Annotated in this window: 21 protein-coding genes, 1 tRNA gene and 1 pseudogene; 13 read left to right on the top strand and 10 right to left on the bottom strand. The window is 58.7% G+C overall.

What is annotated here, in order from left to right:
* Positions 1 to 65: 65 nt before the first annotated feature.
* The 6 genes from FE702_RS16570 to FE702_RS16595 all read right to left on the bottom strand — a co-directional run bounded on the left by FE702_RS16570 (position 66) and on the right by FE702_RS16595 (position 5,598).
* The gene (locus tag FE702_RS16570; RefSeq protein ID WP_147127423.1) at positions 66 to 536 is read right to left on the bottom strand and encodes a hypothetical protein; all 471 of its coding nucleotides are present in this window, start codon (positions 534 to 536) and stop codon (positions 66 to 68) included.
* Positions 537 to 539: 3 nt separating this feature from the next.
* Positions 540 to 1,751 (bottom strand): acetyl-CoA C-acetyltransferase, encoded by a 1,212-nt coding sequence (locus FE702_RS16575; RefSeq protein ID WP_147127424.1) that lies wholly within the window; start codon positions 1,749 to 1,751, stop codon positions 540 to 542.
* Between the two features lie 13 nt (positions 1,752 to 1,764).
* Positions 1,765 to 2,397 (bottom strand): glutathione S-transferase family protein, encoded by a 633-nt coding sequence (locus FE702_RS16580; protein ID WP_147127425.1) that lies wholly within the window; start codon positions 2,395 to 2,397, stop codon positions 1,765 to 1,767.
* A 309-nt stretch (positions 2,398 to 2,706) separates the two neighbouring features.
* A complete protein-coding gene (locus FE702_RS16585) occupies positions 2,707 to 4,485 on the bottom strand; it encodes an acyl-CoA dehydrogenase C-terminal domain-containing protein (protein WP_147127426.1) in 1,779 nt (592 codons plus the stop codon).
* A gap of 50 nt (positions 4,486 to 4,535) precedes the next feature.
* A complete protein-coding gene (locus FE702_RS16590; protein WP_147127427.1) occupies positions 4,536 to 4,934 on the bottom strand; it encodes a MerR family transcriptional regulator in 399 nt (132 codons plus the stop codon).
* Between the two features lie 295 nt (positions 4,935 to 5,229).
* Positions 5,230 to 5,598 carry a MerR family transcriptional regulator gene (locus FE702_RS16595; RefSeq protein WP_147127428.1) on the bottom strand — a complete coding sequence of 123 codons (369 nt, stop codon included), beginning with the start codon at positions 5,596 to 5,598 and terminating at the stop codon, positions 5,230 to 5,232.
* 171 nt (positions 5,599 to 5,769) lie between these two features.
* Between FE702_RS16595 and FE702_RS16600 the strand changes: the two genes are divergently transcribed.
* The 3 genes from FE702_RS16600 to FE702_RS16610 are packed head-to-tail and all read left to right on the top strand — an operon-like array spanning position 5,770 to position 8,019.
* Complete coding sequence (locus FE702_RS16600; RefSeq protein WP_147127429.1) at positions 5,770 to 6,195, top strand: PaaI family thioesterase; 426 nt, start codon at positions 5,770 to 5,772, stop codon at positions 6,193 to 6,195.
* On the top strand, positions 6,195 to 6,701 hold the full coding sequence (locus tag FE702_RS16605) for a PaaI family thioesterase (RefSeq protein WP_147127430.1): 507 nt from the start codon (positions 6,195 to 6,197) through the stop codon (positions 6,699 to 6,701). Before FE702_RS16600 ends, FE702_RS16605 begins: the two co-directional genes overlap by 1 nt.
* Positions 6,694 to 8,019: an MATE family efflux transporter gene (locus FE702_RS16610; protein WP_147127431.1), complete on the top strand. Its 1,326-nt coding sequence runs from the start codon at positions 6,694 to 6,696 to the stop codon at positions 8,017 to 8,019. The genes FE702_RS16605 and FE702_RS16610 overlap by 8 nt, the downstream gene beginning before the upstream one ends.
* On the opposite strand, the gene FE702_RS16615 is transcribed toward FE702_RS16610, so the two are convergent.
* Both FE702_RS16615 and FE702_RS16620 read right to left on the bottom strand, forming a co-directional pair.
* Positions 8,016 to 9,092, bottom strand: coding sequence for a quinone-dependent dihydroorotate dehydrogenase (locus FE702_RS16615; RefSeq protein ID WP_147127432.1), 1,077 nt, complete (start codon positions 9,090 to 9,092; stop codon positions 8,016 to 8,018). The two genes, FE702_RS16610 and FE702_RS16615, sit on opposite strands and share 4 nt — an antisense overlap.
* Positions 9,067 to 9,405: a DUF952 domain-containing protein gene (locus FE702_RS16620; protein ID WP_147127433.1), complete on the bottom strand. Its 339-nt coding sequence runs from the start codon at positions 9,403 to 9,405 to the stop codon at positions 9,067 to 9,069. Before FE702_RS16620 ends, FE702_RS16615 begins: the two co-directional genes overlap by 26 nt.
* Before the next feature lie 112 nt (positions 9,406 to 9,517).
* On the opposite strand from FE702_RS16620, the gene FE702_RS16625 reads away from it, so the two are divergent.
* The 3 genes from FE702_RS16625 (at position 9,518) to FE702_RS16635 (ending at position 13,084) form a co-directional block, all read left to right on the top strand.
* Complete coding sequence (locus FE702_RS16625) at positions 9,518 to 11,077, top strand: bifunctional metallophosphatase/5'-nucleotidase (protein ID WP_147127434.1); 1,560 nt, start codon at positions 9,518 to 9,520, stop codon at positions 11,075 to 11,077.
* Between the two features lie 124 nt (positions 11,078 to 11,201).
* On the top strand, positions 11,202 to 12,398 hold the full coding sequence (locus FE702_RS16630; protein ID WP_147127435.1) for a class I SAM-dependent methyltransferase: 1,197 nt from the start codon (positions 11,202 to 11,204) through the stop codon (positions 12,396 to 12,398).
* 2 nt (positions 12,399 to 12,400) lie between these two features.
* Entirely contained in the window at positions 12,401 to 13,084 is a 684-nt protein-coding gene (locus FE702_RS16635; protein ID WP_147127436.1) for an SOS response-associated peptidase, read from the top strand.
* On the opposite strand, the gene FE702_RS16640 is transcribed toward FE702_RS16635, so the two are convergent.
* Positions 13,048 to 13,614 (bottom strand): TetR/AcrR family transcriptional regulator, encoded by a 567-nt coding sequence (locus tag FE702_RS16640; RefSeq protein WP_147127437.1) that lies wholly within the window; start codon positions 13,612 to 13,614, stop codon positions 13,048 to 13,050. The genes FE702_RS16635 and FE702_RS16640 overlap by 37 nt on opposite strands.
* 81 nt (positions 13,615 to 13,695) lie before the next feature.
* Here FE702_RS16640 and FE702_RS16645 point away from each other — a divergent pair, with 81 nt between their 5' ends.
* From FE702_RS16645 to FE702_RS16670, 6 genes are all read left to right on the top strand, one after another.
* Entirely contained in the window at positions 13,696 to 14,115 is a 420-nt protein-coding gene (locus FE702_RS16645) for a hypothetical protein (protein WP_147127438.1), read from the top strand.
* A gap of 181 nt (positions 14,116 to 14,296) precedes the next feature.
* A tRNA-Gly gene (locus FE702_RS16650) sits at positions 14,297 to 14,370 on the top strand.
* Between the two features lie 106 nt (positions 14,371 to 14,476).
* Entirely contained in the window at positions 14,477 to 16,276 is a 1,800-nt protein-coding gene (locus FE702_RS16655) for an ABC transporter transmembrane domain-containing protein (protein ID WP_147127439.1), read from the top strand.
* Between the two features lie 93 nt (positions 16,277 to 16,369).
* Positions 16,370 to 18,259 carry an acyl-CoA synthetase gene (locus tag FE702_RS16660; RefSeq protein WP_147127440.1) on the top strand — a complete coding sequence of 630 codons (1,890 nt, stop codon included), beginning with the start codon at positions 16,370 to 16,372 and terminating at the stop codon, positions 18,257 to 18,259.
* Between the two features lie 190 nt (positions 18,260 to 18,449).
* Positions 18,450 to 20,228, top strand: a complete 1,779-nt coding sequence (locus tag FE702_RS16665; protein ID WP_147127441.1) for an ABC transporter ATP-binding protein — start codon at positions 18,450 to 18,452, stop codon at positions 20,226 to 20,228.
* A 97-nt stretch (positions 20,229 to 20,325) separates the two neighbouring features.
* Positions 20,326 to 22,374 (top strand): DEAD/DEAH box helicase, encoded by a 2,049-nt coding sequence (locus FE702_RS16670; RefSeq protein WP_147127442.1) that lies wholly within the window; start codon positions 20,326 to 20,328, stop codon positions 22,372 to 22,374.
* Between the two features lie 118 nt (positions 22,375 to 22,492).
* On the opposite strand, the pseudogene FE702_RS16675 reads toward FE702_RS16670, so the two are convergent.
* Positions 22,493 to 23,212, bottom strand: a pseudogene (locus FE702_RS16675) (transposase).
* Between FE702_RS16675 and FE702_RS18905 the strand changes: the two are divergent.
* Positions 23,115 to 23,391, top strand: a 277-nt coding sequence (locus FE702_RS18905) for a hypothetical protein (protein ID WP_255449714.1), incomplete at its 3' end; no start/stop codon positions are given. The pseudogene FE702_RS16675 and the gene FE702_RS18905 sit on opposite strands and share 98 nt — an antisense overlap.

The following is a 23,391-nucleotide window of genomic DNA, read 5'->3' on the forward strand; positions in this document are numbered from 1 at the left end:
CTGAGTCAAGCATCTCAGCTAGTCGATCACCTCTGTCTAATCTCCTCTTCTAGTTGGGATTTGGTTTAGCCAAGACGCTGGTGTTTTGGTTCGCGCGCGTGAAAAGGGATGATTTTCCCATTCTCGTTTTGTGCAAACTCAGACCAGTTTTGAGCTCCAACAGCCCCCATAATTGCCATGGCTTTCCACGCGCCATTGCGAAATTGCAAAGTTGCCGTTGACGTGTATGGCGCGATTATGTCGTCGGATCCGCTCAGGAGTTCGGTCGAAAACCGTGCGATCAGGTGTGTTGGGCTGACATGGTCAATCGAAATGACGTTACGTCGGATTTCGGTCACGCCATGTTCGGCGAGCAGACCAACAAACGTGTCGAAATCCGAGCGCAAGTCATCCCAAGCTTCATACTGTTTGGACCCCGAGCGGCTCACAAAGGTGAACGGGAGCATGACCGAGCGTGACCACATTGCAAAATCCCCATCCAGCAATGCCTGTGCGCTGCGGTTGAGAGTTGCTTTGATAACGCTCGGGGTGCTCATGACTTAGACGCGCTCCAGAACGGTTGCTGCGCCCATGCCCGACGCGATGCAAAGCGTCGCCATGCCGGTTTCCTTGTCGCTGCGTTCCATCTCATCCAGCAAGGTGCCGATGATGATCGAACCGGTAGCACCCAGAGGGTGACCCATGGCAATCGCGCCTCCGTTCACGTTGACCTTGGCGGGATCAACGTCGAAGGCCTGCTGGAACCGCAGAACGACGGAGGCAAAGGCCTCGTTGACTTCGAACAGGTCGATGTCGCTGATGTCCATGCCAAGCTCGCGCAGGACCTTTTCGGTCACCGGTACGGGGCCGGTCAGGTTGATGGTTGGGTCGGAGCCGATCTTGGCTGTGTGCTTGATCCGCGCGCGGGGTGTGAGCCCCCACTTTTCGCCGAACTCCTTCGACCCGATAAGCACAGCCGCTGATCCGTCAACGATGCCAGACGAGTTCCCGGCGTGGTGGATGTGATTGATCTTTTCCAGATGCGGGTACTTCATCAGCGCAACCTTGTCGAAGCCGGGCATGACTTCCCCTTGGTCCTTGAAGGCCGCTTTGAGCGCGCCAAGCGACTGCATGTCCGTGCCGCGGCGGATGTATTCATCTTCGGCCAGGATTGGCAGACCGTTCTGATCGACGATTGGAACGATGGATTTGGCAAAGCGACCTTCGTCCCACGCTTGAGCCGCGCGGCGTTGGCTTTCGACTGACAGTGCGTCCGCGTCATCGCGGGTAAAGCCGTATTCGGTCGCGATCAGGTCTGCGCCGATACCCTGCGGCACGAAATACTGCTCCATCGCGAGCGACGGGTCGGCGGCAATGGCCGCACCATCCGCGCCCATAGGGACGCGGCTCATCATCTCCACGCCGCCTGCAATATAGGCCTCGCCCGCTCCAGCGCGGACTTGGTTGGCGGCAAGGTTCACGGCTTCCATGCCCGAGGCGCAAAAGCGGTTAATCGACAGGCCCGGAATGCTTTCGTCCAGATCAGAGCCCAGCACGGCGGTCCGCGCGAGGCAACCGCCTTGCTCCATGACCTGCGTGACGTTGCCCCAGATCACGTCCTCAACTGCATGCCCTTCAAGTCCGTTGCGGTCCTTGATGGCGTTTAGCATCTGGATCGACAGGCGCGCCGAGGTGACCTCATGCAGGCTGCCGTCTTTGCGTCCTTTGCCGCGCGGGGATCGCACGGCGTCATAGATATATGCGTCGGTCATGTGGGTCCTTTCTTTATGCGCGGTCGCTTGGGTGACCGGGCATCAGGTCGTAGGGATGTTTCCAACCTGGCAGAGCCGCGATGCGATCCAGCCAGGCATTGATGTGGGGCCAGTCGGCGCGATCAAAGCCGAAGGGTTCTGGGTAATAGAGGTAAGAGCAGCATGAGATATCTGCGATGGTGACGTCACGACCAACAATCCAGTCGCGGCCATCAAGGTGTCTGTTCAGCGTGTCATAGGCTGCTTTCAGGCGACCTTGCATGAAGCCGATGACCTGCGTGGGGCGTTTGTCTTCGGGAAGAAAATTCATCAGGAAGCGGGTCATGCCAGCCTGAGAGGACAGTTTGTGGTTGTCCCACAGCACCCAGCGTAGCACGTCATATTTGTCTTCGGGCGCGCCGCCCAGTCTGTCTGTGGTGTCGACCACCCACTGCTGGATCACACCGGACTGGCTAAGCGTCAGATCGCCGGTTTCCAAAACCGGCGCTTCGGCCATTGGGTTCAACTCTCGAAACGCATCCGTGCGGGCCGCGCCTCCAAAAAAATCGACCTTGACCGGTTGCCACTCAATGCCTGCCAGCTCAAGCGCCAGCGCAGCCTTGTAGGAATTGCCGCTTTCTCCAAAGCAGTGGAGTTTGACTGTCATCGTGCCCTCCCAGTCACTGATGCCGTACTGGGGGTTTTGCACCCCCAGACCCCCGCAGAGTTATTATGGAAAGATGAAGTTAGGGCTTTTTTTACCAAGCGCGGCCCAGACTGCCTGCGCGGTACAGGCTGGAGAGTCGATGGCCGTGAAAGGTGAAGCTCTGCTTTTCGGCGTGGCTGCACCCGGTGACTAAGCGCCGGAAGGTAGAGTGGACCTTCCATCCTTCATCTTTCCATAAAAACTCCCGCCGGAGGCATCCGGCGTTTGAGGTATGCGGGGCACCCTGAGAAGTGGGTGCCCCGATTGACGTTAGAAATTCGCCGCGTCGAGCGTCATGACCGTGTCTGCACCAGATTGGATACGTGCCAAATGGGTGCCCGTCATTTTCAGCGGACGTGCCATGTAGTACCGGCCTGTGGCGAGCTTCGTCTCATAGAACTCTTTATCCTCTGCACCGTTGTCCAAAGCCTCATGCGCGGCTTTGGCCATCTTGGCCCACATCAAGCCCAGCGAGACGTGGCCGAAAAGGTGCATGAAGTCATAGGAGCCGGACAACGCATTGTTGGGGTTCTTCATGCCTTCCTGCATGAAGTACATGCCGGCGGCCTGCAGGTCTTTTGACGCCTCTTTGAGCGGGTCGAGGAAGTCGGCTTTGAGCGCCTCGTTGCCTTCGTTTTCCTTGATGAAGGTTTTGACCATGTCAAAGAAAGCCATGACCGTCTTGCCACCATTCAGGCCAAGTTTGCGGCCGACAAGGTCGAGCGCCTGAACGCCGTTTGTGCCTTCGTAGATCATGGTGATCCGGGCGTCGCGCACGAATTGTTCCAGACCCCATTCTTGCGTGAAGCCGGAACCGCCGAGCGTCTGTTGCGCCAGAACGCAGGTTTCAAAGCCTTTGTCAGTCAGGAAGCCTTTGATGACAGGGGTCATCAGGGACATCATGTCTTCGGCGTCTTTGTCATTCGACAGGTGGCCGCGATCCAGCATCGAAGACGACCAATAGACCAGCGCGCGGGCCCCTTCGACGAAGGACTTCTGGTCCAGCAGGTTCCGACGCACATCTGGATGGACGATGATCGGATCGGCCGGTTTGTCAGCATGCTCGGTCCCTGTCACGGCGCGGCCTTGCAGGCGGTCGCGGGCGAAACCAAGCGCGTTTTCATAAGCAACGGCACCTTGTGCATAGCCCTGCAGGCCCACACCGAGACGCGCTTCATTCATCATGGTGAACATGGCGCGCATGCCTTTGTGCATCTCACCGATCAGGTAGCCCGTCGCACCATCATAGTTCATCACGCAAGTCGCGTTGCCGTGAATGCCCATCTTCTCTTCCAGGCCGCCGCAGGACAGGCTGTTGCGTTCACCAAGGCTGCCGTCATCGTTCACCAGGAACTTCGGCACGATAAACAGGCTGATGCCTTTTACGCCCTCCGGACCGCCGGGGATTTTCGCCAGAACGAGGTGGATGATGTTCTCGGCCATCTCGTGTTCGCCGGCGGAAATCCAGATTTTCTGGCCGCTGATCTTGTAGGTGCCGTCGTCCTGAGGCTCTGCTTTGGTGCGCATCAGGCCCAGATCGGTGCCACAATGCGGCTCGGTCAGGTTCATGGTGCCGGACCATTCGCCCGAGCACATCTTTGGCAGGTAGGTTTCTTTCTGCTCGTCCGTGCCGTGGGCCAGGATCGCGGCCATGTTTCCGTGGGTCAGGCCCGGGTACATGTTGAAGGCCATGTTGGCCGATACCATTGGTTCCATCGCAGCGGTGTGCATGATGTAGGGAAGGCCCTGACCGCCGTATTCCTCTGGCATGTCCATGGCCATCCAGCCACCTTCGGCCATCTGGTCATAGGCAGCCTTGAAGCCTTCGGGGACGCGGACGACACCGTTTTCCAGCTTGCAGCCCTGCTTGTCACCCACTGGGTTCAGCGGCGCGAGCACCTCGCTGGCCAGCTTGCCAGCCTCTTCCAGAACCGCGTTGGTGAAGTCACGGTCCAAGTCCCCATAACCCGGCACATCCATGGCCGAGATGTTCAGGACATCATGCAGGATAAACTGTTGGTCTTTTGTTGGGGCGGTGTAGGTCGGCATGTTGTTGTCTCCCTAGACAGACGAGATTGTGTTTGGCTTGGCAGATCGCCCTATTGGGCGGCCTGCGGTTGTTCCATGTCAGCCAAGATCTTTTCGACCCAGCTGAGTTGGTCTTTCAAATCGTCAATGGCCTTGTTCAGATCATCGCGCTGGCTGATCATTTCGCCGAGGTGCATGGTCGCGACCTCATGTGTTTTGCGCAGCTGCGTCGCCTGGCTGTCACCGATATGGTACAAGTCCAAGAGCTGACGGATTTCTTCGAGGCTGAAGCCAAAGCGCTTGCCGCGCAGGATGAGCTTGAGCCGTGCCTGATCGCGTTTTGTGAACAGGCGGCGTGTGCCTTGGCGGATCGGGAACAGCAGTTCCTTCGCTTCGTAGAACCGAAGCGTCCGGGGCGTCACATCAAAGGCGTCGCACATCTGGCGTATGGTCAGCGTGGTTTCAGTCATTTCCATTCCTCTCGGCGTCTGTCTCGCATCAACGGACACCGAGTTGTCGATTCAACACTCATCTTACAAGCAAAGTTGACGCGCACGTAAATGTAACGCCGCGTCAGAAAGGGGGGCACGAAATCATGCTAAAGCTTACGCAGAGGCAACGGTAATTTTTGGTAATCCAAAGCGTTTAGAATAAGGGTTTTGCAGTATGGAATTCCTTACGGGGAACAGATGGCTGCCATTCCCCGTCGCTAGAAATTCCGCGACGTCAGCGTGAAAGGGCTGAGATTTCCGGTGCGTTTCGCGCTTAGCCTAGGTCGGTTTTCAAGCGGTCGCGTAGCGTGGTGACTTCTTCGATGTGCTCGGCGAGTTCGGCCTGCTGCGCGCGCAGTTTAACCAGCTGGTCATCGGCCAACTCGATAAAGGCCTGCATCTGGGCCTCTGTGCCTTCGTTGTCGTAGATCAAAAGCCACTGGCGCAGGGCTTCGAGAGAAAAGCCCCAGCGGCGGCCGCGCATGATCAATGTCATGCGCGCGATTTCCCGGGGGCCATAAAACCGCGAACGGCCTTCGCGTTCGGGCGACAAAAGCTCGATGTATTCGTAATACCGAAGCGTGCGCGGCGTCACGTCGAACTTTGCGCACATCTCCTTAAAGCTTAGTCGTGTCTCAGCCATGTGTCCTCCCGTGCGCGTAACGTAAGGCGACAGCGCTCCATTCCGCAACTGAATACTCCGAAGTTTTTAGGCCGTTTGCATGTTTCCCAGGCAATTCAATGCCGTTGGGGAAGTTGGGAAGTTGCACTAACGCATCTAGGCAGGTCCAAAGGGCCGGTGTAGGAGATCATCATGGCCAAAGATCCCGATAGTTTTGCCGATCAGTTCATTTCCGCCTTGCCGCATGCGCGCGCTTTGGGTCTGCGTGTGGTTCAAGTCGAGGCCGGGATCGCAGAAATAGAAATGCCGTACGATAGCCGCTTTATTGGGGATCCCCAAACAGGCGTTATCGCGGGCGGCGCCGTGTCGGCTTTGATGGATACTTGTGGCGGTGCTGCGGTCATGAGCCACCCGAAGAACGGCGGTGGCACGGCCACGATTGATTTGCGGATCGATTACATGCGCTCCGCAACGCCTGGCCAAACCATTCGCGCGCGGGCCGAGGCCTATCATGTCACCCGTTCGGTGGCCTTCGTGCGCGCAACGGCGACAGATGATGACACGGATAACCCGGTTGCAACCGCAACGGGGGCATTCACGGTAGAGGGCAAGGTCTGATGGCGCGTCAACGGCCTGAACCTGTGCAAGTGGTCAAGACCCGACGCGATGGCGTGTTGGCGGCACTGACCGGGTCCATTCCCTATGCGCAATTTCTTGGCGTGACGTTCGAGCGGCGGGGGGATGAGCTCACGGCGGTCTTGAATTACTCCGATGACCTGATCGGGAATCCCCTTCTGCCCGCCATCCATGGCGGCGTCACCGCCGCTTTTCTGGAGATCGCGGCCACAGTTTCGCTGACGTGGGCGACGATCTGGGACGATGTCGAGAGCGGCGCGATTGATGCAACGTCTTTGCCGCGTCTGCCAAAGACGATTGATTTCACGATTGATTACCTGCGATCGGGTCTGCCGCGTGATGCGTATGCCCGCGCACGGATTACGCGTTCGGGACGCCGCTACGCGAGCGTGCAGGTCGAAGCGTGGCAGGACAACCGGGCGCGTCCTTTTGCGCAGGGTTTGGGGCATTTCGTGATGCCGAGGAAACCCGAGGCCTCAGGTGTCTGACGCCGCTGCGCGCCCTGACCCGATCACGCACCGCCGAATTCTGACGATTGCCGGTCCGATTGTCCTGAGCAACGCGACGGTACCGATTCTGGGCGCGGTGGACACCGGCGTCGTAGGTCAGTTGGGGGAGGCGGCCCCGATTGGGGCTGTTGGGATTGGCGCGATCATCCTGTCGTCTTTGTATTGGCTGTTCGGCTTTTTGCGGATGGGTACGGTCGGCTTGACCGGGCAGGCGCTGGGGCAGGGGGATCAGGACGAAGTCGACGCTTTGCTTGCGCGGGCCTTGATGATCGGTGCGCTTGCGGGCTGTGCCTTCGTTGTCTTTCAGGTGCCGGTTCTCTGGGCCGCCTTTCAGATCGCGCCAGCCTCGGAGGAGGTGGAAACGCTGGCCTACGCCTATACGCAAATCCGCATCTATTCGGCCCCGGCAGCTATTGCCGTCTACGGTATCACCGGTTGGTTGATCGCACAGGAGCGGACGGCGGCGGTGCTGATCGTTCAGGTCTGGATGAACGGTCTCAACATGCTGCTCGACCTTTGGTTCGTCTTGGGTCTGGGGTGGGGTGTCGAAGGTGTGGCCATCGCAACCTTTATCGCCGAGTGGTCGGGCGCGCTTGTCGGGCTCTGGTTTTGTCGCGCAGTCTTTGGCCGCACGGCTTGGCGCATGGCGTCCAAGGTTCTGGATCCTGCACGCATGATCCGGTTCTTTGCGCTGGGCGGAGATATCTTGATCCGCTCGGTTCTGTTGATGGCGGGGTTCACATCATTCACCTTCTTGGGCGCGCGATACGGAGATGTGACGCTCGCGGCCAACGAAATCCTGACCCAGTTCATGCACATCACGGCCTACGGTCTGGATGGGTTTGCCTTTGCCGCGGAAGCATTGGTCGCGCAGCGGTTGGGAGCGCGCGATCAGGCCGGGCTGCGCCGTGCGGTTCTCATGACCTCGTTCTGGGGCGTCATTCTCTGCATCGGGCTATCCGTGATTTTTCTCACCGCAGGCCCTGTCTTAATTGACATCATGACGACCTCGGAACCCGTGCGTGCGGAAACGCGGATTTATCTGCCTTGGATGGCGGCAGCGCCGCTGGTGGGGGTCGCCGCGTGGATGCTGGACGGGGTCTTTATCGGCGCAACGCGGGGCCGAGATATGCGCAACATGATGATCATCAGTTTCGCGATCTACGTCGCCGCAGTTCTGCTGCTTGAACCGCAATTTGCAAACCACGGCCTATGGGCCGCATTATTGGTGTTCTTTGTGGCGCGCGGCGTCACGCTGGCGTGGAAATATCCGGGGATCGAGGCGGAGGCGCGCTAGGTCAGCCAGCGCACCCGATCTGTTCCCACCGCCTCGGCAATCGACGTGTAGCCATCGTCTTTCAGCAGTTTATCAAGACCTTTGGTGATTTCGTCCACGAGTCCCAAACCGCGATAGATCAAGGCGGTATAAAGCTGGATTGCTGAGGCCCCGGCGCGAATTTTTGCGTAGGCTTGCTCTGCGCTGCCAATGCCACCCACACCAATGAGCGGGATCGGCGTGATCGACGACAGGCGTGCAAGGACGCGCGTCGATGGGTCAAATAAAGGCGCACCAGAAAGGCCACCTTTTTGTGCCGAATGGTGCGATCGCAGCCCTGCTCGGTCGATGGTCGTGTTGGTAGCGATGATGGCATCGACGCCCGCGTCGGCAGCCACGACGGCGATTTCTTCCAACTCCCCATCGGTCAGATCAGGCGCGATCTTGAGGAATATCGGGATCGAGCGTGGCAGTCCGGCGCGCGCCGACATCACACCGTCCAGCAAGGCGGCCAAGGCTTCTGCACCTTGTAGATCGCGAAGCTTTTCGGTGTTGGGTGAGCTGATATTCACAGTCGCGAAGTCTAGGTGTTTGCCACAGTGCTTTAGAACCGTTGCGTAATCCTTTGCGCGGTCTTCACTGTCTTTGTTCGCACCGAGGTTGAGACCCAAGGGCGCGTCGCCTTGATAGGCGGCCATGCGTTCGGCGATGACGTCCATGCCATCATTGTTGAACCCGAACCGATTAATTGCAGCCCGGTCTTCGCTCAGACGGAAAAGGCGGGGCTTTGGGTTGCCCGGCTGAGGGCGTGGGGTTGCGGCCCCAACTTCAATCCAGCCAAAGCCTGCACGGGCCAGGGGCTGGGCCACTTCGGCGTTCTTGTCGAAGCCCGCAGCAATCCCAACCGGCGAGGAAAGGTTGAGGCCACCAACGCTGGTCCGGAGGCGGCGCGAAGGTGTTGCGCGACCTGCGGGCAGGAGCCCCGACTTTAGCGCCTTGATCGCAAGGCCATGGGCGCGTTCAGGGTCGAGTTGATGCAGGGCCATGAGCCCAAGCCGATTTAGCACGTCAGACCATCTCCATGGGGAACACATGCGTGTCCCCGTTCAATCTCAGTGATTGGTGCCAAACGACGTCGGTGATGTGCAGTGATTTGTAAAGATGCGGGAACAGCGCACCCCCGCGCGATGCCTCCCACTTCAGATCAGCACCAAGTGCCGCCGCGTCAACTGCCGCAAGAATAAGCGCATCCTCGCCTGCGAAGTGTTTTGCGGCTGTCTCCCGTGCCTGCTCTGCGGTGGAAAAATGGATGTATCCGTCTTGCAGATCTATCGGGGCACCATCGGTAACTCCTTGGTCTTGCAAGGTCTTCCATTCATCGGCGCGGAATATTTTGTAGATCAGCATGGCGCGTGACTTGCCCCAGAACGGCCAAAGCGGTCAAGCGTCCAACGTCAAAGAAGTTTTACAATTCTCACGCATCTGCCAGACTGCATCTGTCTTTATGGGGAGTCGATCTATGCGTCTTTTATCTACTACTGCTGCTCTTGCTTTGACCGCTTCGGTCGCATCGGCGGATTACACACTGCATGTCATCCACATCAACGATCTGCACAGCCGGATCGAGTCGATCAACCGGTTCGACAGCAACTGCAACGCCGAAAGCGAAGCCGAAGGCAAATGCTTTGGTGGTGTCGCGCGCGTCAAAACCATGTTCGACCAAATCCGCGAAAAGCTCGCTGGTGAGAACGTGATCTTTGTCGACGCCGGTGACCAATTCCAGGGGTCGCTGATGTACACGACCTACAAGGGTGCCGTCGAAGCCGAGATGATGGGCAAGATCGGGTTTGACGCCATGGCCGTGGGCAACCACGAATTCGACGACGGGCCAGAGAAGCTTGCTGAATTCATTGATGCCGTGTCCTTCCCTGTGATCTCGGGCAACATTGACGTGTCGCAATCGAACGTCCTGAACGGCAAGGTGATGAACCACGTCGTGCTGGAAGTCGGCGGCGAAAAGATTGGTCTCGTCTCGGCGCTTGCGACCGATACAGTTGAAACTTCGTCTCCTGGACCATCGGTCATCTTTCAGGATGAAATCGACAGCCTTGCCGCTGATGTGGCGACGCTGGAAGCCGAAGGTGTGACCAAGATCATCGCGCTGAACCACGTGGGTCTGGCGAAAGACATGGAAATCGCGGAGGCGGTGCCCGGTCTTGATGCTGTGATCGGCGGTCACTCGCACACGCTGTTGTCGAACACGGTCGAAGATACGCCGCCTTATCCGGTGATGGTTGGCGACACACCTGTTGCGCAGGCCTATGCCTATTCCAAATATGTCGGTCACCTGACGCTCGAATTTGATGCTGATGGCAACGTCACCTCGGCAACCGGCGACACCATGGTTCTTGATGCGAGCGTTGAACCCGATGCTGACATCATTGCGCGCGTCGGCGAGTTGGCTGGCCCAATCGAAGAACTGAAGGCGCGCGTCGTTGGCTCGACCGATATGGCCATCGACGGTGATCGTGCCGTGTGCCGGACACAGGAATGCCCGATGGGGAACCTTGTGGCGACCGCGATGCTGGAGCGTGTGAAGGATCAGGGCGTTCAAATCGCGATCCAGAACGGCGGTGGTCTGCGCGCGTCGATTGATGCGGGTGAGGTGACCATGGGTGAAGTTCTGACGGTGCTGCCGTTCCAGAACACCTTGGCGACCTTTGAGTTGAAGGGCTCGGACGTGATCGCGGCGCTTGAAAACGGTGTCAGCCAAGTCGAAGAGGTCAAGGGCCGCTTCCCGCAAGTCGCAGGTCTGACGTTCAAGTGGGACCCGACGGTCGCCCCAATGGAAGGCCGCATCACCGAGGTCATGGTCGGTGGCGAGCCGATTGATCCTGAAGCGACCTATGGCGTTGTGTCGAACAATTACATGCGCGGTGGCGGTGACGGCTACGGTGTCTTCGAGACCGGCGGCATGAACGCCTATGACTTCGGCCCAGATCTGGCCGACGTCGTGGCTGAATTCATCATGGAGAACGGAACTGCAGCGGCGGCGCTGGATGGGCGTATCGCCCAATAAGGGCAAGTCCTGTCAGTAAGAGTGAGGGGCGCGGCGTTGGCTGCGCCCTTTTTCATGGCGACCCTGCGGGTTGACCCGGAGCGCGGACGGCTTCACACCTGCGCCAACCATCAAAGGACGCGGCATGACCGACACTGTCACCTCTCAATATAATGCCTATCCCTATCCGGCGCGGGACCCAAAGGACGAGGCAAAGCGGCTGGTCATTGGATCGCCGTCTCACCCGGTCGAGATTGACCACCACCTGTTTTCGGGATCACGCGATTGGTCACAGCCGTTTCGTGCGCTGGTCGCGGGCGGTGGGACCGGGGACGCGCTGGTTCAGATGGCGCAAATTCTGACCTCGGCGAAACGTCCATACGAGATCACGTATCTCGACCTGTCGACCTCGGCACGCGAAATTGCAGAGGCCCGGATTGCGGCGCGGGGGCTGTCGGGCGTGCGCTTTGTTACCGGTGATCTGACACAGGCCGCAGAGCACGGACCGTTCGACTACATAGACTGCTGCGGAGTGCTGCATCACTTGCCTGATCCGGGCGTAGGACTGTCGGCCTTGGCAGCGGCGCTCGCACCGCGTGGCGGATTGGGCTTTATGGTTTACGCCCCCTATGGACGGAGCGGCGTCTATCCTCTGCAAGAGGCGTTTTCGTCCCTTGCACCGGATGCCAGCCCGGAAGAACGCCTCAAGCTGGCCAAGGCTGTTTTGCCGACGCTGCCAGAACATCACCCGTTCCGCCGCAATGGTTTGGTCGGAGATCACATGCAAAGCGATGCGGGTCTTTACGATCTGCTGCTGCATCAACAGGATATGCCGTTCACTATCGACGCGTGGGTACATGCGCTTGAGGAAGCCGGGTTCGCGCACCCGTCGATGATCACACCGGGTCTGTATGACCTTTCGATGATCACGCCGGTTCCGGAAGACATGGACCAAGTGATGGCCATGGCCGTGGCGGAAAAGCTGCGCGGTGTGATCCGCAAACATGTGGGTTACGCCACGCTCAAAGGGCAGGAGAGAGCACCTGCTGGGCCGCTGACCCTGTCTGAGGTGCCTCACATAAGCGGCAACGCCAAGGACATGGCCAAGGCAATCAGCAAGGGCGCAACGCTAAAGTTCAACGCGCAGGGCGTCGGCTTTAATCTCAAGGTTCCGCAATCGGCAGCCGCAATCATCGGTCGCGTCGATGGGCGACGTTCCTTGTCCGAAATCGCGACAAGCGCCAAGTTGGACCCGATTGCGTTCCAACGCGTGTGGGACAAGCTGCATGATCCGCTGACCAAGATGGGCGTGCTGACCTATTCGCGGATATTCCGGGCCTAGCCATGTGTGGGCGGTTTGCGGTCACTCTTCCGGATGATGCCATGGCGGCGCTCTTTGATGCGCTTGCGGCCAATGACCTTCCGGATGTGCCCAATTACAACGTTTGCCCGACCAACCAAATCAGTGTCGTAACAAGCGATGAGGGGACGCGGCGTTTGCGTCCGATGCGCTGGGGGTTCCTGCCGCATTGGTACAAGACGCCCAATGGCGGTCCGCTGTTGATCAATGCCCGGTCCGAGACGATTGCCGAAAAGCCTGCTTTCAAGGCCGCGTGCCGCGAGCGGCGCTGCCTGATAACCTGCACGGGGTTTTATGAATGGACCAAAACGCCAGAGGGGCAGCGTCTGCCTTGGTATATCTATCGCGCGGACGGTGCGCCGATGGTGTTTGCCGGGGTATGGCAGGACTGGCGCGCCAGGGACGACAGCGGCGACGAATTCACCACAACCGCCATTGTGACCTGTGCAGCCAATGATCCGATGTCAAAGATACATCACCGGATGCCGGTGGTGTTGGAACCGGACGATTGGGGCAAATGGCTGGGTGAAGAGGGCAAGGGGGCTGCAACCCTCATGCGGCCTGCTGCCGATGATGTGCTCGACTATTTTCGTGTCGATCCTGCGGTAAATTCAAACCGCGCGGCGGGCGCTCAACTGATCGAACCGCTCGATCCGTCCGAGATTTGAGCAAAGAGGGCAACGGCCTGATCCGCGGTCGCCGAATGCCCCGTTGCATCTAGCATCTCGATCCCATCCAAGATTGTGAGGATCAGCGCTGTTGCCGCTTCAGGGTCGGGATCGTCAACGGGCAAGCGCAAACGCACCCAATTTAGGAAATAGCCCTGAATCTCATGGACAGCCTTGGCATAGTTTGGCTCGCCCGCCTTGGCATGGGACACTGCCTCGAACCAGATGCGCAGATGTCCGGCGAGTTCCGGACGCCGGATTAGCGGCACAATCTGGGCGAGGCATTCGGCTCTACTTCTTGCCGGTTCAGTTGGCCGCGACGCGTCCAGACCGTCGGAAAAGCCCTGAGCGAGATAGTCAAGCAACGCCGCGACAAGCTCTTCCTTTGACCCGAAGTGATAGATCAGCATGCGGTCGCTTGTTCCCGCCGCCTTGGCAAGTGGCCGCAATGATGCCGTTGCCAGCCCATTTGCCAGAACATGTGGCGCCATCGCAGCCAACAAAAGCTCTTTCGTCATGCGTTTTGCCATGACCTTCTTGTAGCGACTGCTACAATCGGGGTAAAGTGTAGCACTCGCTACAGAATCGCAACGCTAGAGAAAGTGCCCAAGATGACGTCATTTACCTTTGTCGAAATAGCGCCCATGATCGCGCTCTTTGCTGTTCTGGCATATGGTGTTTGGGTGACCGCAGGACCGGATGGTCAATGGCAGCCGCCTCTAGCGGCATGGATTATCCCGGCGGGGCTGTCGGCCCTGTTCGGCGCCTTTTCCATTGCAACGCTCTGGCAAGAGGGTTTGATCGCCGTCTACACCAACCATTCGCAGAACTTGTGGGGTAATCAGGTGTGGTTTGACTTGCTCTTGGCGGTGGCCATGTCGTGGACACTGCTGTTGCCATACGCACGTCGCCACGGAACACGCATCCTACCTTGGATGATCTTTGTTTTTGCGACAGCTAGCATTGGCCTATTGGCTTTGGCCGCGCGGGTTCTCTACCTTGAAGCACGCAGGCCCAAACACAACGCATAGTACGTGCCATCACAAAAAACGACCGCCTGCAAATGCGGGCGGTCGGCCAGTTGGGGAGGAAAATTATTCTTAACCATACCGCTGAAATGAGGCGAAACTGTGTCATGGCTTCTTGCCGGGTCACTGGCGGCGTTTGAGGCTTGACGATAATCGTCCTGCCCCATATCCCATCCGGTACCGAGCGGGCATGGTGAAATGGTATCACACGAGCCTTCCAAGCTCTTGGTGCGGGTTCGATTCCCGCTGCCCGCTCCAGCTTCTCCAAACCTGTTTCACCCTGCGACAATGGGCATGTCCCAGAGCCTTGTTGCACGCGCTGACTCCGGCTAAGTCCTGACAAACTGCAAAACGGGGGCCTGTAATGGCTGATACTGGCCAAGCTGGGCAGAACATCATCGAAAAGCCAGGCGATCGGGCCAAGTCGAAAAAGGTTGGCGTTCTGCGTGCCCTGATCCCCTTTTTTGCCCCCTACAAGCCCGCTGTTGCGCTTGCCATCGTTGCTTTGTTGGTAACGGCGACCGTGTCGCTCTTGCTGCCCATCGCTGCACGGCGGGTGATTGACGGATTCAACCAGGACATCACACAGCTCAACAGCTATTTCCTGGCGGCGTTTGGCTTTGCTTTGGTTTTCGCGCTGGGCACGGCGCTGCGCTATTGGGTCGTGACTCGACTGGGCGAACGCGTGGTCGCGGATATCCGGAAGGCCGTGTTCGACAACATGATCGGCATGAGCCCCAGCTATTTTGAGCGGCTGATGACCGGTGAGGTTCTGAGCCGGATCACGACGGACACCACCCTTTTGCTGACGGTTGTCGGCTCATCCATGAGCTGGTTCCTCCGGAATATCCTATTGCTGTCCGGCGGATTGGTTCTGATGCTGATCACATCGCCAAAGCTGACAGGCATGGTGCTGTTGCTGGTACCGGTGGTGATGCTGCCGATCTTTATCTTGGGCCGCCGTCTGCGGAGCCTCTCGAAAGAAAACCAGGATTTGATTGCTGCGTCGTCCGGCAAGGCATCCGAGAGCCTTCTTTCGTTGCAGACCGTTCAGGCCTTCACCCACGAAGCGCTGAGCCGCAACCAATTCTCAGAAGTGACAGAGGCATCGTTCCTGTCTGCCCGGCGCCGCATCACGGTGCGTGCGATGATCACGGCGATCATTATCTTCGTGGTCTTTAACGGTATTCTTGGCGTGCTGTGGATTGGCGCGACGGACGTGCGCAACGGCCTGATGACGGCGGGCGAGCTTGTGCAGTTCCTGATCTATGCGGGTATCGTGGCCTCTTCTGTGGCGGCCTTGTCTGAACTCTGGACCGAACTGCAACGGGCGGCTGGCGCGACAGAGCGCTTGATCGAATTGATGTCTGCCAACGACCTTATTGAGGATCCCGTGACCCCGGCCAAGGCTGTTGCCGGGCCGATCAAGTTCGACAATGTCAGCTTTACCTTTCCAAGCCGTCCGGACACCCCCGCGCTGGATGAGGTGTCTTTCACGGTGTCACCCGGCGAGACGGTGGCCCTTGTCGGGCCGTCAGGAGCCGGGAAATCCACCGTGATCCAGTTGCTGCTTAGGTTTTACGATCCGGTCTCTGGCGCGGTGCGTTTTGGGGATTCGGCCTTGACCGAACTGAGCCGTCAGGAATTCCGGCGCTTGATTGCGTTGGTCCCGCAGGATCCGGTGATCTTTGCGGCCTCTGCATTTGATAACATTCGCTTTGGACGCCCTGACGCCACACAGGCAGATGTCGAAGCCGCGGCGAAGGCGGCGGCGGCTCATGATTTCATCATGGACCTGCCAGAGGGCTATGACACCTATGTCGGCGAGCGTGGGGTGATGCTGTCTGGTGGGCAGAAACAGCGCATTGCCATTGCGCGCGCCATCTTGCGCGATGCACCTGTCCTGCTGCTGGACGAAGCAACAAGCGCCCTCGATGCCGAAAGCGAATATGCCGTACAACAGGCATTCGAGACGTTGGCGCAGGATCGCACGACCATCGTCGTCGCGCACAGGCTGGCGACGGTTAAGTCCGCGGACCGCATCATCGTCATGGACGGAGGGCGTGTGGTGGCCCAAGGCACACATGCGCAACTGGTCGAACAGGGCGGCCTCTATGCGCGCCTCGCGCGGTTGCAATTCACCGAAGATATCGCAGCGGAATAACCTCGAAACGCCGCGTTAATCTTGCACTAGCGAAAAAGACGTCTCACAGTCCTTCCCAATCTGGCGGCAAGTCAGTTTCAGGGGAGGAAGCAAATGCCATCGCCATTCAGAAATGTGGCGGATCGCGACGCGATTCAAAGTCAAGCAACCTGGGCCGAGCGGGACATTCCCGTCACCATGCTGGAGTTCATCGACAGCGTGGCAGATCGGCATGGAAACCGGCCCGGTGTCAGTTTCCAGATTACGTCTGGCCCCAAGGACAAGGCCGAGACTTTGACATGGCAGGAATTCCGCAATCAGTCGGTGCAGGCGGCCAACTTCTTCCGTTCGTTGGGGGTCGGTCCGAATGATGCGGTTGCCTATATGCTTCCGATTTGCACCGAGGCCGCGGTCACGCTTGTGGGGGGCGCGATTGCCGGTATCGCCAACCCTGTGAACCCGTTGCTCGACGCTGAGCAGATCGCGGCGATCCTGCGTGAAACGAACGCCAAGGTCCTTGTGACGCTCAAGACCTTCCCGAAGACGGATGTCGCCCAAAAAGCGGCGGCTGCTGTAGCGATGGCCCCGAATGTTGAGCATGTCGTCGAAGTGGACCTGCTGCGGTATCTGAGCCCGCCAAAAAGCTGGATCGCAAACCTGATCCGGCCCAAGAATCCGGTCAGCCACAAAGCCAAGGTGCATCCTTTCACACAGTCTGTGGCGCGTCAGAACACGCAGCCCGATTGGCAAGAACCGCGTGAAGACCGTGTCGGGGCCTATTTCCATACCGGTGGTACAACCGGCATGCCCAAGGTCGCGCAGCACACCTATGGTGGCATGATCTACAACGGTTGGGTCGGCAACGAGCTGCTCTTCTCGGAAGGCGACACGATCCTGTGTCCATTGCCGCTTTTCCACGTATTCGCCTGTCACCCGATCCTGATGTCGATGATCGCGTCCGGCGCCCATGTCGTTTTCCCGACACCGCAGGGCTATCGCGGCGACGGGGTTTTTGACAACTTCTGGAAGCTGATCGAACGGTGGAATGTGACCTTCATGATCACCGTACCAACGGCTCTTTCCGCGCTGATGCAGCGGCCCGTTAATGCAGATGTGTCCTCGCTGCGCACCGCTTTCTCGGGTTCCGCACCGTTGCCTGTCGAGCTTTACAAACGCTTTGAAAAGGCGACGGGTGTTGAGATCATCGAAGGTTATGGTCTGACCGAGGCGACCTGTCTGGTCAGCTGTAATCCGATTGATGGTGACAAGAAGATCGGGTCAATTGGCATTCCTTTCCCCTATTGTGACGTCAAAATCCTCTCGGATACCAAAGACGGACCGCATGAGATGGGCGTTGATGAGATCGGTGAAATCTGCATCTCGAACCCCGGTGTTTTTGCGGGCAATACCTATACCGAGGCGGACAAGAACAAGAACCTGTTCCATTTCGATGAATACCTGCGGACAGGTGATCTGGGCCGTAAGGACGCGGATGGATACCTGTGGATCACAGGACGCGCCAAAGACCTGATCATTCGGGGCGGTCACAACATCGACCCAGCCGAGATCGAAGAGGCGCTGGCCGGACACGACGCCGTTGCCTTTGTCGGAGCGATTGGCCAGCCTGATGCCCACGCCGGCGAAATTCCCTGCGCCTATGTTGAATTGGTCGAAGGGGCCTCAGTCACTACGGACGAGCTGATGGCGTTCTGCGAAAAGCACGTTCACGAACGCGCCGCGCAACCCAAATACGTCGAAGTGTTGGATGAATTGCCCAAGACCGCAGTGGGCAAGGTGTTCAAACCAGACCTCCGTCGCCTCGCGATCACGCGAATTTATGACAAGGCGCTGGCGGATGCAGGCGTGTCGGCCCATGTGGCCAGCGTCACCGAAGACAAAAAGCGCGGTTTGGTTGCTCAACTCGCCAACACCGGAAACGCGACGGACGACGACGTCACCAAGGTGCTGGGCAGCTTTACGCGCCCGTGGGAGTGGGCGGCCTAGCCCACGACCATCGTGCGCACGTCTTGGGGCAGTGTGTCCGCGCGGCACGCTGCCCCTTTTCATTTGTGACGTTCCGGTCGGGCCTGTTGTGTCATTGCCATCAACCGCTTACATGACGCCGTGGCGGTCGAGCCAAGTAACCGGCACGCGCCTGCAAGTCTTGGCTGACGACAAAGGGGCCTGATCTGGCATGGGACTGTTTCGGACGTCAAAGAACGGCCCCCTGTTCACGCCGCGCGACAAGGACAATCTTGGCTGGTTCTGGACGAACTATTTCAAGAAGCGCAGCCCTTGGCTGATTGTCGTTTTCGTTTTCGTCGGCATTCAGGCGCTTGTTTACCAACAGTTTCTGGCGCTGACCGAGAACGGGCTGCGGGTCATCTTTGATAGCGGTGACGTTCAAGCGCTGTTTCGCGTCTGTGCCATCGTTTTTGGGCTGTTTCTGATCCGTGCGATCGTGAGCTATCTCACCGCACGCCTATCTGCGATCCTTGCCTCCGGCGCGGTCAAGGAACTGCGGATCGATATGATCAATCACATGATGACGCTCGATCTGGCGTATTTCGAGCGCACACGGTCGGGACAGGTGATGAACCGGCTTGTGCGACAGACCGGAACCCTATCGTCACTGGTCGGCCAGAGCACGGTGAATGCCCTGCGTGATATCGTGACGATTGTCGTGGTCGCTATCTACCTGATCTACAAAAGCGCGATACTGTTTGCGGCGGCCATCATTGTCGTCCCCGCGATTGTCCTATTGGTCAACGCGATTTCAGCGCGTGTGAAAAAGGCGCAACGCCAGACCGAAGCCGCGAATGCGGAATTCATGAACGGCATCGAAGAGATGCTTGGCGGGATGCGCACGGTCAAGATCTCGAACCAGGAACCGATGGAGGCCGAGCGCATCGGGGGCACGGCGCGCAAGCTGCGCAAGCTGGCCATCCGCCTGAATTCGATCCATGCGCTGGTTTTGCCGTCACTCGATATGACCTCTGCGGTCGTCTACACGCTTGTCATTGGTGGTGGCGGTTACCTTGCGCTGTCGGGGACAGCCGGATTTGACGGTGCATCGATCATTACGTTCCTTCTGGGCATGGTCCTGATCTTTGATCCGGCCCGCCACTTTGCCAAATTCGTCGCCCAATTGCAGGGCCAGATGGTGGTTCTCGATCAGGTGCGGGATGTGTTCCGCGAGCAGCCGCTGATTGCTGACAAACCCGATGCCCGTGCCGACATCGACCACTCCGGCGACATCGTTCTTGAGAATGTGAGCTTTGGGTATTCCGAGGGTCAGCCGTTGTTCAATGGGCTGAATATGACGCTTGAGGGCGGCAAGACGACAGCGATCGTCGGAGGCACAGGGTCGGGCAAAACCACCGTCCTCAGCCTGCTCGCACGGCTTTATGAAGTTCAGGGCGGGCGCGTATCCATCGGTGGCACCGACATCCGTGATATCAAGCTCGAAACGCTGCGGCGCGCGTTTTCGATGGTCGCGCAGGACATCGTGATTTTTAACAACACGATCTGGGAAAACATCAAATATGTGCGCCCCGAAGCTACGGATGATGAAGTCTGGGCTGCGGCCGAGGCCGCGACGATCGCCGATCTGATCCGTCAGCGTGGCGATGCCGAATTGGGACCCAAGGGCAATCAGCTGTCTGGCGGCCAGAAACAGCGGATCGCGATTGCCCGCGCCTTCCTGCGCACTGCGCCAATCCTTTTGTTGGACGAAGCGACCTCGGCACTGGACCAGAAAACCGAGGAACGCATTCAATCATCCTTGAACACGTTGTCCTCGGACAAGACGGTTGTGATCATCGCGCACCGCCTGTCTTCGATCACGCATGCCGACAAGATATATTTGATGGATGCTGGGCGGATCGTCGAACAAGGGACCCATGCAGAGTTGATGGCTCTCAACGGTCTTTATGCGCAGATGTACTCATCCCAGAAAGAAAACTACGTGTGACTGAACGCGCGCTGTACATACGACAGCGCGCACTGTAGGCGGGCAGACTTGTTGACATGGCGCGTCAAGCTGGCTGCGCCGACCCGAAGGATACCCCATGAAATCGACCCTGGCAGAAGCGCTTTCCGCGCGCGGATATACTGCGTTGACGCCTGTGCAAGAGGCTGTGACGGCCCCAGAGACTCTGGGTCGAGACATGTTGGTGTCGGCGCAAACCGGGTCCGGCAAGACGCTAGGCTTTGGGTTGGCGATAGCACCGACGCTGCTGCAACAGTCCGATCACTTTCCTGAAGCGGCAGCGCCGCTTGCCTTGATCATCGCGCCGACGCGCGAGTTGGCGTTGCAGGTAAAGCGCGAGCTGGGATGGCTGTATGAAAAAGCCGGTGTTGCCATGGCTTCGACGGTCGGCGGCATGGATATGCGCGATGAACGCCGGGCGCTTGCCCGTGGCGCACATGTCGTGGTCGCGACGCCAGGACGCCTCCGGGACCACATCATGCGCGAAACCATCGATCTCAGCGCGCTCAAAGCCGTGGTTCTCGACGAGGCGGATGAGATGCTCGACCTCGGCTTTCGCGAGGATCTGGAGTTCATTCTCGAAGCTGCGCCAGAAGATCGCCAGACGCTTCTCTTCTCGGCGACGGTGCCTCCGATCATTGGGCGATTGGCCGAGAATTTTCAGCGCGACGCGTTGCGCATTGCAACCACAAGCGGCGCGCGCCAGCACGCCGACATTGATTATCAGGCCCTGCGCGTGGCGGCCCGCGATGGTGAAAATGCGATTATCAACGTATTGCGATATCACGAAGCCCCCAATGCCATCGTGTTCTGCAACACCCGGGCCATGGTGAACCGGCTGACGACGCGGCTTTCCAATCGGGGGTTCCCTGTGGTGGCCTTGTCCGGTGAACTGTCGCAAAGCGAGCGGGGCCACGCGCTTCAATCCATGCGGGACGGTCGCGCCCGGGTGTGCGTCGCAACGGATGTCGCTGCGCGCGGCATCGATTTGCCCAACCTAGATCTTGTGATCCACGCCGAATTGCCGAGCAATCAGGAAACGCTCTTGCACCGGTCCGGTCGAACGGGGCGGGCTGGCCGCAAAGGCACCAGCGCCTTGATCGTACCTCCGGCGTCGCGGCGCAAAGCGGATCGCCTGCTTGGGTGGGCCAAGGTGCGTGCGACATGGGCCAATGCTCCCAGCGCAGAGGACGTGCGCGCACAGGACCGCGCGCGGATGCTGAGCGCTGAGGATTGGAACGAACAAACCAGCGACGCTGATCAAGAAGACCTTGCCGAACTCACTGCGCGCTTTTCGCCCGAACAGCTTGCGGCTGGGTATCTCCGACTTTTCCGGGCGAAACATGCGGCACCAGAAGAGCTTTCCGATGTCGATGCGCCGGAGGCTCCGCGCCCGGCCTTTGGCCCTAGCCGGTGGTATTCTTTGCCCGGTGGCCGCGCGGCTGGTGCAGAACCAAGGCGTTTGCTGTCGCTTTTGTCCAAACTGGGTGGGCTGGGCCGTGATGATGTCGGGGCCATTCGCATGCGGGACGACTTTACCCTGATCGAAATCCGCGAAAGCGCAGTCGCAGGCTTGGAAAAGGCGCTGGGCGCTGAGATGGAATTGGGTGATCTGGGGGCGCTGAGTCCTGCAGAGGCACCGGCAGAGCGCAACAAGCCACGGGGAGCGAAATCGGCGCGTGGTTCAAAACCGCACCGGGGCCAAACCAGTGGCCAATACCGAGGCAAAGCGCCTGCTGCCGCGCGCGATGGCACGAAACGGGACGCGCAAGAGAGCAACCGCAAGCCTAAGGCACATGACAAGCCTGCGGGAAAACCAAAGCCGTCAAAGGCACGGTTCGATAAACCGGCCCCCAAGTCAGATGCCAAACCTGCCGCCAAGCCAGCGCGCCCCGGCAAACCGGCGACGTCGAAGCCAAAGCCCTCGAAATCGGCCAAGGGGCAGGGCGGTGACGCGTTTCCAAGCAAACGGGGCGCGAGCGCTGGCAAGCCATCTAAGGCGTCAAAACCAGACTCGCAGCCGGTTCGGGGCAAAGGCCCAAAGCCACCAGTCGGCAAACCCAATAGCAAAAAGAACAAGGCCCGCCGCGCCGCCGCGGCCGCTCAATCCAAACGTGGCAAGGGCTAAAACCCAAAAGCCACGAATGGGTGTCAGACGTCTGGGAAAAACGCTGCTGCTGGGGAAGATCAAAGGCTTTGTTGCTCAAATTCAGCCAAAGGTGGCGTTCTCATTTTCCGGGACGGACCTATCCTGTGGCATCTGTGACGCGAATGCCGAGTGCAGTGTAGCGGTTGAGCCCGTCGATGCGAATTTGGATTTCCGCGACCTGTCAGTCGAAGTCTCGGACCAAGAGGCCTTGGCCAAGAAGTTTGACGCAGTGCATCTGTGTCTTTGCGCTGCTCCGGCGGCGATACCATCGTGATATCTGCGCGTGGCTTAGGCCCCGTGTAGCTGCAATCGTGGCAATCCCCTGGACTGACGGCTTCTGGTCCAGCAGGTCGGTACAAGCGCATCACCAACATTGCTGGTGCCAACCTCGATAGATCGAACCTCCGGTGTTTCCTGATCCTGACCGAGGTGACGCTTTCGCCATCGGCGATTTTTGCTCCTGCCATGCTTGCGGGCGTTCTACTTCCCTTCATCCTCGGCTTTGGGGCCGGTTGCATCGATCAACAGGAGCAAAGGACCTGTCCCACCGCGATAGGGGTTAGCGACTTTGAAGGTTCTCTGACGGCGGTACAGGATGCCGTCGTCTGTTACGGTCCAGTCCAGCTGGGCCAACCGCAAAAGGTTGCGAGGAAGCAGGTCATTTGTTGCCATGGCCTAGCGAACGGCACTTTCAGGTCAGGCACACCGGAATCGCGGCGTTGCTGAACTGGCACCAGCGCCTACGCTTTTCGCTCGGCGGCGGCACCCAGCCCATGTCCGGATCACACCATATCGACAATAATCGGCTTTGTTTCATAGATTTTCTCACCGAAAGCCAGTTTTTGGCTTGGTATTTTGTCGGCGCCCAACTGCTCATAAATTCCAGCTATCACACTGAATTTATTAAGTTAATATACGGTGTGATCTGTATGCCAAGGCTGCGTCCGGGCGGAGAAAACCTTCAAGCCGGGCGCGGTTGGCTGCGTCAAGCTATCC

It is taken from the genome of Shimia ponticola (genome assembly GCF_007995215.1).
Lineage (GTDB): Bacteria > Pseudomonadota > Alphaproteobacteria > Rhodobacterales > Rhodobacteraceae > Shimia_B > Shimia_B ponticola.

Coding starts and splice junctions, on each gene's coding strand:
- FE702_RS16570 (WP_147127423.1), bottom strand. CDS start 536: ATGAGCACCCCGAGCGTTATCAAAGCAACTCTCAACCGCAGCGCACAG.
- FE702_RS16575 (WP_147127424.1), bottom strand. CDS start 1,751: ATGACCGACGCATATATCTATGACGCCGTGCGATCCCCGCGCGGCAAA.
- FE702_RS16580 (WP_147127425.1), bottom strand. CDS start 2,397: ATGACAGTCAAACTCCACTGCTTTGGAGAAAGCGGCAATTCCTACAAG.
- FE702_RS16585 (WP_147127426.1), bottom strand. CDS start 4,485: ATGCCGACCTACACCGCCCCAACAAAAGACCAACAGTTTATCCTGCAT.
- FE702_RS16590 (WP_147127427.1), bottom strand. CDS start 4,934: ATGACTGAAACCACGCTGACCATACGCCAGATGTGCGACGCCTTTGAT.
- FE702_RS16595 (WP_147127428.1), bottom strand. CDS start 5,598: ATGGCTGAGACACGACTAAGCTTTAAGGAGATGTGCGCAAAGTTCGAC.
- FE702_RS16600 (WP_147127429.1), top strand. CDS start 5,770: ATGGCCAAAGATCCCGATAGTTTTGCCGATCAGTTCATTTCCGCCTTG.
- FE702_RS16605 (WP_147127430.1), top strand. CDS start 6,195: ATGGCGCGTCAACGGCCTGAACCTGTGCAAGTGGTCAAGACCCGACGC.
- FE702_RS16615 (WP_147127432.1), bottom strand. CDS start 9,092: ATGTGTTCCCCATGGAGATGGTCTGACGTGCTAAATCGGCTTGGGCTC.
- FE702_RS16620 (WP_147127433.1), bottom strand. CDS start 9,405: ATGCTGATCTACAAAATATTCCGCGCCGATGAATGGAAGACCTTGCAA.
- FE702_RS16625 (WP_147127434.1), top strand. CDS start 9,518: ATGCGTCTTTTATCTACTACTGCTGCTCTTGCTTTGACCGCTTCGGTC.
- FE702_RS16630 (WP_147127435.1), top strand. CDS start 11,202: ATGACCGACACTGTCACCTCTCAATATAATGCCTATCCCTATCCGGCG.
- FE702_RS16635 (WP_147127436.1), top strand. CDS start 12,401: ATGTGTGGGCGGTTTGCGGTCACTCTTCCGGATGATGCCATGGCGGCG.
- FE702_RS16640 (WP_147127437.1), bottom strand. CDS start 13,614: ATGGCAAAACGCATGACGAAAGAGCTTTTGTTGGCTGCGATGGCGCCA.
- FE702_RS16645 (WP_147127438.1), top strand. CDS start 13,696: ATGACGTCATTTACCTTTGTCGAAATAGCGCCCATGATCGCGCTCTTT.
- FE702_RS16655 (WP_147127439.1), top strand. CDS start 14,477: ATGGCTGATACTGGCCAAGCTGGGCAGAACATCATCGAAAAGCCAGGC.
- FE702_RS16660 (WP_147127440.1), top strand. CDS start 16,370: ATGCCATCGCCATTCAGAAATGTGGCGGATCGCGACGCGATTCAAAGT.
- FE702_RS16665 (WP_147127441.1), top strand. CDS start 18,450: ATGGGACTGTTTCGGACGTCAAAGAACGGCCCCCTGTTCACGCCGCGC.
- FE702_RS16670 (WP_147127442.1), top strand. CDS start 20,326: ATGAAATCGACCCTGGCAGAAGCGCTTTCCGCGCGCGGATATACTGCG.